Consider the following 11,214-nt stretch of genomic DNA (forward strand, 5'->3'; position numbering starts at 1 on the left):
AGGAGGTTAATTTTTCTCTCGCTGATGTGAAGTGCTTCTCTGAAGCCAGAATTTGAGTCAGATAGGGGCATGGTTGCTACTGGGCTTTTCGCTATTGCTGAATAGGGGTAAAGTATCAGGGTTTGGCTGTGACGAGGCAAGTGCTGGCTTGTAAATTAACAAGGTCATGGAATATTTGTGGCGTCATTACTATGGTCTTAAGTGTCCACCCATTATACTCCCAAATATAACAATCATTTGGATCTGCAATGCTGACTCGCTGGCTTTACACTTTGGCCTTCTATGTGGCTGTACCCTTTCTGTTGCTGCGTTTACGCAAGCGGGCGAAGAAGAACCCTGCGTATCGCCTGAGAATAGGTGAGCGCTTTGCGCTGTATCCCCCTGGTAAGCCGCTACAGGGCTCGCTCTGGTTTCATACGGTGTCGGTGGGCGAATTTCTGGCGGCAAAGCCGCTGATTGATCGTATCCTGCAATCTTACCCGGATTCGCCCTGTCTGATCACCACCATGACGCCTACCGGGTCTGATCGTGTGCAGCAAGCCTATGCTGATCAAATCCGGGCTGGTCGCGTGCATCATGTCTACTTGCCTTACGATTTGCCGGACGCCATCGGCCGTTTTTTGAAGCGCTTCAACCCTAAGGTGCTGGTGATTATGGAGACGGAGCTGTGGCCTAATACGCTCCATTTCACTCACCGCCGCGGAGTGCCTATCGTTGTTGCCAATGCGCGTTTGTCTGAAAAATCTGCAGAGGGTTATCGCAAAATATTGCCATTGTTTCGCCCTATGATGCGCGAAGTTTCCCTGATTGCCGCGCAGTCTGATGTGGATGGGGATCGGTTTGTGGAATTAGGGTTGCCGCCCCGTAATTTGCAGGTCACCGGTACGGTGAAGTTCGATATGGATATCAAGCCCGAGACCAAGGCGCAGGCGCTGGCGTTGCGGGAGCAGTGGGGTGGTCAGCGTAAGGTGTTGATCGCCGCCAGCACTCACGCTGGTGAGGATGAGCAGGTGCTGGAGGCTTTCCTGTATCTGCGCAGTAAGGTGCCAGGCGCGTTGCTGGTGATCGTGCCAAGGCACCCTGAGCGTTTTAATGATGTGGCGGAATTAATAGAGGCTATGGGGTTGACCCTAAGCCGTGTGAGCACCCAAGACCCTATCGGAGCAGAGACAGATGTGATTCTGGGGGACACCATGGGGGATTTGCTGAAGCTGCTGGGTGCTTCTGATGTGGCCTTTATCGGTGGTAGCCTGGTGCCGGTGGGTGGGCACAATATGCTGGAGGCGTTGGCTATGGGGGCGCCCGCGCTGACCGGGCCTCACGTGTTCAATTTTCAGGTGGTAGCTCAGATGCTGACCGAGCTTGATGTGCTTAAGACAGTCACCACCCCTTTGGGGCTTGGTCAGGCGGTAGAGATGTTGTTTATGGATGAATCTGCCCGTTATGCGCTGTCCAAGCGTGGCAAGTGCGTGGTGGATGAAAATCGCGGTGCAATGGACCGTTTATTTGGGCTCATTTGCCAGCAGATTTCCTGACGCCGGTTGCTGCCGTCTGGCGCACTGGTTATAGTTCCCCTTCTAAGTTTCACCAAGGTTACATTGATGTATTGCGGGTTTGACCCCCGTGCATTTCGAGTAAAAACCCTGCATTTTCTGCGGTTTTAGCCTCCATTCGCAACCATAGAGAGCACCATGAGCGCTTATTCAGACGATTTTCTCAGCCAGAAAGCCAAGGTCGACGAGGCCTCCGTTCAACCGTTTCCCAATTCTCGCAAAGTGTACGTAGAAGGGAGTCAGCCGGACATTCGTGTGCCCATGCGAGAAATATCTCTGGGTGACACGCCCACGGATTTTGGCGGCGAGAAGAATCCGCCAGTGTATGTGTACGACACTTCGGGAGCGTATTCTGATCCTGCGGCAACCATCGATGTGCGCAACGGGCTGGATCCCATTCGTCAGGGTTGGATTGAGCGGCGCGCCGATACCGAAACGTTGTCCGATTTGACCTCAGCCTATGGCCAGCGTCGTAAGAATGATCCCATGTTGGCGAATTTGCGCTTTGATCATCTACGGCAGCCGCTGCGGGCCAAGCCCGGCGGTAATGTGAGCCAGATGTATTATGCGCGTCAGGGCATCATTACCGACGAAATGGAATTTGTTGCCATCCGCGAAAACATGAAGCTGCAGGACGCCCGTGAAAATGGTGCTCTGCAGCAACAGCACCCAGGCCAGCCATTTGGTGCCAAGATCCCTGATGAGATCACGCCTGAGTTCGTGCGGCAGGAGGTGGCCATGGGGCGCGCCGTTATTCCTGCCAATATCAATCATCTTGAGCTGGAGCCGGCAATTCTGGGCCGTAATTTTCTGGTGAAGGTTAATGCCAACATTGGAAACTCTGCCCTGACTTCATCCATTGAAGAAGAGGTCGCCAAGATGACCTGGGCCACTCGCTGGGGGGCCGATACGGTGATGGATCTTTCCACCGGCAAGAACATTCACGAAACCCGAGAGTGGATTGTACGTAACTCGCCTGTACCCATTGGCACTGTACCCATCTATCAAGCGTTGGAAAAAGTGGATGGCGTGCCCGAAGAGCTTACCTGGGATATTTTCCGTGACACCTTGATCGAGCAAGCGGAGCAGGGGGTGGATTACTTCACCATTCACGCCGGTGTCTTGTTGCGCTACGTGCCGATGACGGCCAATCGCCTTACCGGCATTGTGTCTCGCGGTGGCTCTATCATGGCCAAGTGGTGTCTGGCTCACCACAAGGAAAGCTTCCTTTACACCCATTTTGATGACATCTGCGAGATCATGACCGCCTATGATGTCACCTTCTCGCTGGGGGATGGTTTGCGCCCCGGCTCGATTCGGGATGCCAACGATGAAGCGCAGTTCAGCGAACTGCGTACCCTGGGCGAACTGACCCACAAAGCCTGGGAGCACGGTGCTCAGGTAATGATCGAAGGCCCAGGTCATGTCCCTATGCACATGATCAAAGAGAACATGGAAGAGCAGCTCAAGCACTGCAGCGAAGCACCGTTTTATACGTTAGGGCCGCTGACCACCGATATCGCACCCGGTTACGATCACATTACCTCTGGTATCGGTGCCGCCATGATTGGCTGGTATGGCACTGCCATGCTCTGCTACGTAACGCCCAAGGAGCACCTGGGCCTGCCGAACAAGGCAGACGTAAAAGAAGGCCTGATCACTTACAAAATCGCCGCCCACGCTGCTGATCTGGCGAAAGGCCATCCTGGCGCACAGATACGGGATAATGCCATGTCCAAGGCGCGATTTGAGTTCCGTTGGGCGGATCAGTTCGCCCTGGCGCTGGATCCGGATACCGCCAAGGCATACCACGATGAGACTCTGCCCAAGGAGGCTCATAAAGTGGCTCATTTCTGCTCCATGTGTGGCCCTAAATTTTGCTCCATGAAGATCACACAGGATGTGCGGGACTATGCTGCTGCTCAGGAGGCCGACAAAGCAGCGGCCAGTGAGGCGGAGCAGGGCATGCTTGAGAAGTCTCGCGAGTTCAAAGCGCAAGGCGCTGAAATCTATAAAAAAGTCTAAAGTCAACCGGCCGGGTGCGAAAATAGTGCCCGGCCTTGCGTTGTCGCAGGCCGGTATTCTGGCTAGCCTTAAGAGAGAGTTCACTGACGGATAAAGGTGTATTCATGGATCGGAATGAAGGGCACTGTTTTGGCCACGAAGACGTAGAAGTGGAGAAAAAGGAGCTGGTGTATGACGGCTTCTTCAAAATGCAGCGTTATCAGTTACGTCACCGCCTGATCGAGGGTGGCTGGTGTAAGCCTTTGATTCGAGAGTGTTTTGATCGTGGCCCTTCGGTTGGCGTGCTGCTCTATGACCCTTACAAAGATACTGTGGTATTGGTGGAACAGTTCCGTATTGGCGCTTTGGAAGGTAATGAAGGCCCGTGGCAGCTCGAACTGGTAGCAGGCATCCTGGAAAAGGGTGAATCGCCAGAGGATGTTGTGCATCGCGAGGCCATAGAGGAAGCCGGCAGTGACGTGCTGGCGTTGGAATATATCTACGAGTATTACCCCAGCCCAGGCGGTTCCAATGAAAAACTGTACCTGTACTGCGGTGGCATCGACTCCTCTGGTGTGGGTGGTGTGCATGGCCTGGCTGACGAGGGTGAAGATATCTGGGTGCAGGTCTTCCCGCGGGAAGAGGCCTGGCACATATTGCAGGAAAACTACATTAATAACGCGGCCACCATCATTGCCCTGCAGTGGTTGCAAATGAATTACAAGCGCTTGCAGGAAAAATGGCAGTAATGCGGTCATGAAACCGAAAAAAGGCTACACCCCGAATCTGAGCAAGCTGATGAGTGATTGTGAAATCAACTACCATCGGCTGATGCGCCTGCTGCCCGAGATCGATGATCTGGAGGAGTGGCGTTTTGGAGTGGACGCCAATACCGAGCAGTTAAAGCAGGTAAGCATCCACATCGTTGAGCGCAGCAAGTACACCACGACAGTGGCCGTGGCGCAGGAATCCCTGCTGGATGACTGGGTTCCAAAGCCCACATTGACTGTGCGGCTGTATCACGACGCGCAGATGGCAGAGGTGCTGACCTTTCAGCGTAACCGTTATATTCGTCAAACCTACGCCTACCCGAACGAGAAAATGTTCCAACCTGATGAGAAGGCCCAGCTCAACGTGTTTTTGGGCGAGTGGTTGGAATTCTGCCTGCGATCAGGCCGGGCTTTGTTGAAAGCCTGATGTGATATGGTGCACAGACTCTGAAAAAGTGAAAATTCACGCTAAGTTGGTTTTGATTTTGACGTATTGTTTTGTCCCTGTGGATAAAAAACCCGTTATACTGGACAAATTGCCGTCTCTCTTGGCAGCGCCCGAACTCGTGGGTTATAAGCACCTAATGACAAATAGAATGGATTGACCTTTGGTTAGAGACACTACCCATCCCTCAATTCGTATTGTTCAGCTCTCAGATTGCCATCTGTTTAAAAGCACAGAGGGCAAGTTGTTGGGTTTGAACACCGAGCATAGCCTGGCGCAGGTCATGGACCTCATTTGCGCCGAGCAGCCTGCTATCGACTTGGTGTTGGCCACCGGAGATCTTTCTCAGGATGGCAGCAGCGAGTCATATGCACGTTTCCACAAAACCATGGATGCCTTCAGTTGCCCTGTTTACTGGCTTCCTGGCAATCACGACCTCACCGATATTATGGGTAATCACCAGATCGCCCAGCGCATGAGCCCTTGTGTCATCGATCAGGGTGATTGGCAAATCCTCATGCTGGATTCCACCATCCGAGGCAAAGTGCCTGGTAATTTTTCTGATACCGAACTGCAATTTCTAGAGCAAGCCCTTGTGGAATCGACAGGCAAGCATGTGATGATTGCATTGCATCATCAGCCGGTACCGGTAGGCAGCAGTTGGCTGGATCAGCAAATCGTGGGCAATGCGGCTGAGTTTTTCAAAATAGTCGATCGATTTTCCAATGTGCGCGCCATCATATGGGGGCACGTACATCAGGTGTTTGAAGCCCAGCGCAATGGCGTACAGCTGATGTCAGTACCTTCTACCTGTGTACAGTTCATGCCCAATAGCCAGGATTTTGCGGTCGATAAAGCGAACCCCGGCTATCGTTGGATTGATCTGAACGCCGATGGCAGCCTCAGTTCTGGAGTGTCTCGCGTGACGGGTGTCGAATTTGTAGTGGATTACAGCGTGAAAGGCTATTAGTCTCACCACATGTCACAGCGCTTTCATCTTTTCTACATACACGGTTTCAACAGTTCTCCTCAGTCCACCAAGGCCCGTATACTTCAGCAGGCACTGGCCGGATATGACGGAGTTCAGTTTCATGTACCCGCGCTACCCTACGATCCAGAGCAATCCATCCAGATCCTGCAGCAAGCGGTAGAAGCCTGCCTGCCAGAGCCGATAGGATTGGTGGGCAGCTCCATGGGCGGCTTTTACGGCACCTGGTTGGCGCAGCGTTATGATCTGCCATTGGTGCTGATAAACCCGGCAATCAAACCGTACGAACTGCTGCAAGACTATCTGGGCATTAATGAGAATATGTATACTGGTGAGCGCTATGAATTCACCGAGCGACATATCGACCTTCTACGGGCCCTCGATGTGGCGCAAATTACCAAGCCAGAGCGCTACCTGCTGCTCACACAAACCGCCGACGAAGTGTTGGACTACACTCAAGGCGTGACAAAATACGCCGGCAGCAGACAAATTGTAGAAGAGGGCGGCTCTCATGGCTTTGATGGCTTTGAACAACACCTGCCCACCCTCTTCGAGTTTTTTAATATCACACCATCAGACCAAACATCGGAATAACCACGCTTTATGGCAAACGACAATTACACATCCGAATCCATTGAAGTCTTAAGTGGACTGGACCCGGTGCGCAAACGCCCCGGTATGTACACCGACACCACGCGCCCCAACCATTTGGCGCAGGAAGTTATCGATAACAGTGTGGATGAGGCACTGGCAGGGCACGCCAGCAAGATAGAAGTGACCCTCTATAAAGATGGATCACTGGAGGTGGTGGATGATGGTCGCGGCATGCCGGTGGATATCCATCCCGAGAAAGGCATTCCCGGTATAGAAGTGATTCTGTGCACCCTTCATGCAGGTGGCAAATTCTCCAATAAGAACTACCAATTCTCCGGCGGGCTGCACGGAGTTGGTGTGTCTGTGGTCAACGCCCTGTCAAACATGCTGGAAGTTACCATTCGGCGCGACGGTAACGTGTATCGCATGGGCTTTAAAGATGGTGAGAAAGCCTCCGACCTGGAAATCATCGACACCTGCGGCAAGCGCAACACCGGTACATCGCTGCGCTTTCTTGCTGATCCCAAATATTTTGATACCAACAAATACTCCGTTGCCCGGCTAACGCATCTGCTGCGGGCGAAAGCTGTGCTCTGCCCCGGCCTGCATGTAAAATTCACCGATGAAAACAGCGGCGAAACCACCGAATGGTACTACGAAGACGGCCTCAAAGACTACTTGCTTACCGCTAACCGTGGTTGGACTCTGTTGCCGGAAGACCCTTTTGTGGGTGTGATGAGCGCAGATACTGAAGCCGTAGACTGGGCCGTTCAATGGTTGCCTGAAGGCGGCGAGCTGATCACCGAAAGTTACGTTAACCTGATTCCCACCGCCCAAGGTGGCACCCATGTTAACGGCTTGCGTACTGGCCTGTTAGAGGCCATGCGCGAATACTGCGAAAACCGCAACTTGCTGCCCCGTGGAGTGAAGCTCACCGCAGACGACGTTTGGGACAAGTGTACCTACGTATTGTCAGTAAAAATGCAGGATCCCCAGTTTGCAGGGCAAACCAAAGAGAAACTGTCATCCCGACAAACAGCGGCATTCGTATCCGGTGTGGTAAAGGATGCCTTCAGCCTGTGGTTGCATCAGCACACAGCAGAGGGGGATGCACTGGCAGACCTTGCGATCAACAACGCACAGAAGCGCATGCGCGCCAGCAAAAAAGTTGTGCGTAAAAAGGTCACTGCTGGCCCGGCGCTGCCTGGCAAACTGGCGGACTGCTCCAGCCAGGATTCTGATCGCTCCGAACTATTCCTGGTGGAGGGTGATTCGGCAGGAGGCTCCGCCAAACAGGCCCGCGACCGTGAGTTTCAGGCCGTGATGCCGCTGCGCGGAAAAATCCTCAATACCTGGGAGGTCGATTCCAGCGAGATACTGGCATCGCAGGAAGTTCACGATATTTCAGTCGCCATTGGGCTGGAGCCTGGGTCGGATGATCTAAGTAATCTACGTTATAACAAAATATGCATCCTGGCCGATGCCGACTCCGATGGTTTGCACATTGCAACACTGTTGTGCGCGTTGTTTGTGCGGCATTTCCGCCCGCTGGTGTTGGCTGGCCATGTCTATGTGGCCATGCCCCCTCTGTATCGAATTGATGTGGCGAAAGATGTGTACTACGCGCTGGATGAAGATGAAAAGCAGGGCGTTCTTGATCGTATCAAGGCAGAGAAAAAACGCGGCAATATTCAGGTCACCCGTTTTAAAGGCCTGGGTGAGATGAACCCTTTGCAGCTACGGGAAACCACCATGACCCCTGATACTCGCCGCTTGGTGCAGCTAGTGGTGGAGCCGGGTGACGACACGAATGAAGCGATGGACCTTTTACTGGCCAAGAAAAGGGCGGGGGATCGTAAGGAGTGGCTGGAGAGCAAGGGTAACTTGGCGGTGGTGTGATTTTTTGTAAATTAGTACATAAAGTTGAACAGTTCGACATAAGCTTGAACAAATAAGTACATAAGTTTGAACAAAAGCCCCGCCAAACTCGATTTGCCGGGGCTTTTTTATGGGCCACGCAATAATAAGAACAAAATCTATTGGCTTGTGATGATGTTCTGACGATCTGTTCGATAAGAAGTGAACTCAGATTTCATGGTCACACAATAAATTAGTTTTCGAGAGAATACTTTTGGATACTTTGACATACTGCGGGTCATAACATCTTTAAGACTTTAGGTAGGATGTGCATATGCCTCGCCCTGAATTTGATTAACTCTATGTCAAACCTTGGTAATCCATGATCCCGATTTCGCTAGAGCGAATACTCGACCTATTGCGCGATGACCTGTACTCCGGTTGTGTCGCGCTAGTTGTCGAAGCTGAAAACCGTCATCAAGTTATTACGTTGTTAGAGAAGCTTGGAAATGAACGGTGTGGCCGCGTGCAGATTATGACCTTGGATTCGGAGACAGCAATTGACCTGCCCTTGGAGTCCATTGATGGCGATCTATTGCTTGTTGATGGTTTGAGCAAGATTGACCCCTATAGCCAAGAGGCCTATTCGCTGCGGACATTCCTTGATGTCAGAAGAAATACAGCGGGGAAAACGATCATAATCTTAGACCCTAACGGCTACAGATCCCATTTCTCCGACAGCAATGCACCATTCTATTTGTTTTGCGATTTTGTCTTCGAATCAGATCTTTCTTGAACGGGTGGCTATTTATCGATAGCGGTGCAGGCCTATTTCAGCAATGAAAGGTTCATCGTGTATGCTGGATTCGCGTTGAATTCGGGGTTCGACATGCTCGCGTTGAGATGGCGGCTGTCGCCATTGCAGTCGTGGCAGGTTTTTCTGTGGCAAAACGACTACACCGGATAAGGGCGTTGATTTCGGTATTCGAACGCCATCTTCAAAATAGGCATAGTTTGCCCGGAGCTGCTCCTTCAGGGGAGTAACCTTTGCAAATTCATTGTCAGAGCATAGCGCCAGGGCTTCGAGGGCAGATTCTTTTTCGTCGTCGGTAAGATTTTTAGCCAGTTTTAGGGCGTCTGACCGTGTGACTTTGGTTATCCGCTTGTGTGAGCTTGACCAGGTCCAGCTAAATACGTCCATGTCTTTTGGTAAAACACGAATCATGCAGCGGCATGCTTGGAGATCGATCTGGTTGTAAATAATCTGTTCACGTGTCGCGAGATCAAACAAAGATCTTTGTGTCCCTTGCTTCAGTTCATTGCGGAGCAATGTTGATATAAACCGTCCTGGTGTGGAGCTATTCGACACACCATAAATGCGTTGGGCTTTTGTGGTTAAGTGAACGAAGGTGTTCTTTGCATTGTTGAAAACTTCGAATTTTCTGGCAAGTTGATCTGAAGTGCACAGGATGCCAGCCGTAAGGATTTTATCATCTCTGTTTGCCCTGAAAATTTGGGTCATGCTGTCGATTGCTGCCAGCCGGGCAACACTTGACCTATGTTCTTCTTCAGATGTGCCTATTGTGGGCACATAAACTGGATAGGAATCCATCTCTTCTAATGCAAGCTCTCGGATATCTTGTGCTACTAGAATGATGTCGGAGAGGGAAGAAAAAAGCCTTTCCACAAGTTCGGCTTGAAGTGATCGATCCACGAATGACTCTAGAGTTTATGAAAGTATTTTAAATAGGTATATGCAGGGGCCAGGTAGCGGCCAATCAGGTGGTATGTCGGAAATCCAAGCACCGCAAACAGCGTCAATATGAATCCTAGCTTTGTTGCAAGTGGTACCGATAATAGAGCGACATTCAATCCAATTCTAATGGTGGCAGCGGTGGCTGTTAGTAACACTACGCAACCAAACAAAAAAAGAACGGTTTCAAGAACCGAGTGCCGGATAGCTTGACCATCCTTTTGTATGTACCGACCAACAAACAAACGGTGCACCAGAGTGTCATTGGGAAGCTTCTGGAAGAGTAAGTTCTGTTTTTCTCGCTGGGCGGCAGAAAGTATGGTTCCGTACAGTAGTGTTTCTTCATGTCTTTGAAATTCATTGAAGCGGGTTTTCGCTGCAAAATCATTGTAGTCATTTTGCGAGGTGATCTGGTTAAGCGCCTTGAAAGAAGCATGAAGCTTGATCAGAGACCGGAGCCGACCAAAGAGTATTAATGATAAAAGGTGGCGGAACACGGTCATTTTTGTGCAGCTTGTTTGCTGGGAGATTGAATTTCGGTTAACAAATCCAAAAACCGACTGAGCCTGTGCTCCAAATCCAGGAGTCGGCCTTCTTTATCTCTACAATCCTGGTCTGCTTGGATGAAGGCTTCTCGAAGGTGTTGGATGTCACATTGATCATTTGCCAGCGTGGCGTTTGGCAGTAAGACATGCGGACGAAATCCCAGCTCAAATAGCTTATCCAGGTAGTCGGCATTGGGTGCCCGCTTGCCCTGTTCATACAAATACTGAGTACCAGCCTTAATTTCGCAGGCATCTGCTACATCGTTCACCTGTAGATTCAGGCGTTTACGCTCCGAACTGAGAGCTTGCCCGAAACGTTTCCTGTCCAAACCCATTAACGTAGGCTCCCATCTATCGTTTAGTACAAACATATTGAAAAGTGTTTGTAACTGTATAATATTGTCATAAATGTATCAATTGAGAGTTTAGTTGAATCCCATGAAATCACCCGAAGAGGTCAAGCAGGAGTTTGCCGAGCGCGGCCTCAGCATCAGTGGCTGGGCCAAAGAGAGAGGCTATTCCCAGGCATTGGTGTATCAGGTGCTGAATGGGAGCCGGAAAGCGTTGCGTGGTGAGAGCCACAAAATTGCCGTTGAGCTTGGGTTAAAGGAAGGAAAAACAGGCTGCTACGAGGATCTGAGCTTCTATAAAGCTGAGGTGATTCAATGACTTAGAAACAAAAAACCCGACAACAATTGCTTGCTA

12 protein-coding genes are annotated in these 11,214 nt (G+C 51.1%); 9 read left to right on the forward strand and 3 right to left on the reverse strand.

The window, feature by feature from the left end; all coding sequences use genetic code 11:
- Nucleotides 1-251: 251 nt before the first annotated feature.
- The 8 genes from waaA (at nucleotide 252) to Kalk_RS13990 (ending at nucleotide 9,007) form a co-directional block, all read left to right on the forward strand.
- Complete coding sequence (waaA, locus tag Kalk_RS13955; RefSeq protein ID WP_101896330.1) at nucleotides 252-1,535, forward strand: lipid IV(A) 3-deoxy-D-manno-octulosonic acid transferase; 1,284 nt, start codon at nucleotides 252-254, stop codon at nucleotides 1,533-1,535.
- A gap of 156 nt (nucleotides 1,536-1,691) precedes the next feature.
- On the forward strand, nucleotides 1,692-3,578 hold the full coding sequence (gene thiC / locus Kalk_RS13960; protein ID WP_101894832.1) for a phosphomethylpyrimidine synthase ThiC: 1,887 nt from the start codon (nucleotides 1,692-1,694) through the stop codon (nucleotides 3,576-3,578).
- Between the two features lie 104 nt (nucleotides 3,579-3,682).
- A complete protein-coding gene (locus Kalk_RS13965; protein ID WP_101894833.1) occupies nucleotides 3,683-4,306 on the forward strand; it encodes an NUDIX domain-containing protein in 624 nt (207 codons plus the stop codon).
- Between the two features lie 7 nt (nucleotides 4,307-4,313).
- Nucleotides 4,314-4,754: a DUF1249 domain-containing protein gene (locus Kalk_RS13970; RefSeq protein ID WP_101894834.1), complete on the forward strand. Its 441-nt coding sequence runs from the start codon at nucleotides 4,314-4,316 to the stop codon at nucleotides 4,752-4,754.
- Nucleotides 4,755-4,935: 181 nt separating this feature from the next.
- Complete coding sequence (cpdA, locus tag Kalk_RS13975; RefSeq protein WP_101894835.1) at nucleotides 4,936-5,742, forward strand: 3',5'-cyclic-AMP phosphodiesterase; 807 nt, start codon at nucleotides 4,936-4,938, stop codon at nucleotides 5,740-5,742.
- A 9-nt stretch (nucleotides 5,743-5,751) separates the two neighbouring features.
- Nucleotides 5,752-6,354 (forward strand): YqiA/YcfP family alpha/beta fold hydrolase, encoded by a 603-nt coding sequence (locus Kalk_RS13980; protein ID WP_101894836.1) that lies wholly within the window; start codon nucleotides 5,752-5,754, stop codon nucleotides 6,352-6,354.
- A 9-nt stretch (nucleotides 6,355-6,363) separates the two neighbouring features.
- The gene (gene parE, locus Kalk_RS13985; RefSeq protein WP_101894837.1) at nucleotides 6,364-8,253 is read left to right on the forward strand and encodes a DNA topoisomerase IV subunit B; all 1,890 of its coding nucleotides are present in this window, start codon (nucleotides 6,364-6,366) and stop codon (nucleotides 8,251-8,253) included.
- Nucleotides 8,254-8,593: 340 nt separating this feature from the next.
- Nucleotides 8,594-9,007: a hypothetical protein gene (locus tag Kalk_RS13990; RefSeq protein ID WP_101894838.1), complete on the forward strand. Its 414-nt coding sequence runs from the start codon at nucleotides 8,594-8,596 to the stop codon at nucleotides 9,005-9,007.
- Between the two features lie 12 nt (nucleotides 9,008-9,019).
- On the opposite strand, the gene Kalk_RS13995 is transcribed toward Kalk_RS13990, so the two are convergent.
- Genes Kalk_RS13995 through Kalk_RS14005 form a run of 3 tightly spaced genes read right to left on the reverse strand, consistent with a single transcriptional unit; the run spans nucleotide 9,020 to nucleotide 10,844 of the window.
- Nucleotides 9,020-9,925: a hypothetical protein gene (locus Kalk_RS13995; protein ID WP_013261232.1), complete on the reverse strand. Its 906-nt coding sequence runs from the start codon at nucleotides 9,923-9,925 to the stop codon at nucleotides 9,020-9,022.
- Nucleotides 9,926-9,933: 8 nt separating this feature from the next.
- A complete protein-coding gene (locus Kalk_RS14000; protein ID WP_101894839.1) occupies nucleotides 9,934-10,467 on the reverse strand; it encodes a hypothetical protein in 534 nt (177 codons plus the stop codon).
- Complete coding sequence (locus Kalk_RS14005) at nucleotides 10,464-10,844, reverse strand: helix-turn-helix domain-containing protein (protein WP_199767920.1); 381 nt, start codon at nucleotides 10,842-10,844, stop codon at nucleotides 10,464-10,466. Before Kalk_RS14005 ends, Kalk_RS14000 begins: the two co-directional genes overlap by 4 nt.
- Before the next feature lie 103 nt (nucleotides 10,845-10,947).
- Between Kalk_RS14005 and Kalk_RS14010 the strand changes: the two genes are divergently transcribed.
- Entirely contained in the window at nucleotides 10,948-11,178 is a 231-nt protein-coding gene (locus Kalk_RS14010) for a DNA-binding protein (RefSeq protein ID WP_041485979.1), read from the forward strand.
- Nucleotides 11,179-11,214 lie beyond the last annotated feature (36 nt).

It is taken from the genome of Ketobacter alkanivorans, from assembly GCF_002863865.1.
Lineage (GTDB): Bacteria > Pseudomonadota > Gammaproteobacteria > Pseudomonadales > Ketobacteraceae > Ketobacter > Ketobacter alkanivorans.

Coding starts and splice junctions, on each gene's coding strand:
- Kalk_RS13965 (WP_101894833.1), top strand. CDS start 3,683: ATGGATCGGAATGAAGGGCACTGTTTTGGCCACGAAGACGTAGAAGTG.
- Kalk_RS13980 (WP_101894836.1), top strand. CDS start 5,752: ATGTCACAGCGCTTTCATCTTTTCTACATACACGGTTTCAACAGTTCT.
- Kalk_RS14000 (WP_101894839.1), bottom strand. CDS start 10,467: ATGACCGTGTTCCGCCACCTTTTATCATTAATACTCTTTGGTCGGCTC.
- Kalk_RS14010 (WP_041485979.1), top strand. CDS start 10,948: ATGAAATCACCCGAAGAGGTCAAGCAGGAGTTTGCCGAGCGCGGCCTC.
- parE (WP_101894837.1), top strand. CDS start 6,364: ATGGCAAACGACAATTACACATCCGAATCCATTGAAGTCTTAAGTGGA.
- Kalk_RS14005 (WP_199767920.1), bottom strand. CDS start 10,844: ATGGGTTTGGACAGGAAACGTTTCGGGCAAGCTCTCAGTTCGGAGCGT.
- thiC (WP_101894832.1), top strand. CDS start 1,692: ATGAGCGCTTATTCAGACGATTTTCTCAGCCAGAAAGCCAAGGTCGAC.
- Kalk_RS13990 (WP_101894838.1), top strand. CDS start 8,594: ATGATCCCGATTTCGCTAGAGCGAATACTCGACCTATTGCGCGATGAC.
- Kalk_RS13970 (WP_101894834.1), top strand. CDS start 4,314: ATGAAACCGAAAAAAGGCTACACCCCGAATCTGAGCAAGCTGATGAGT.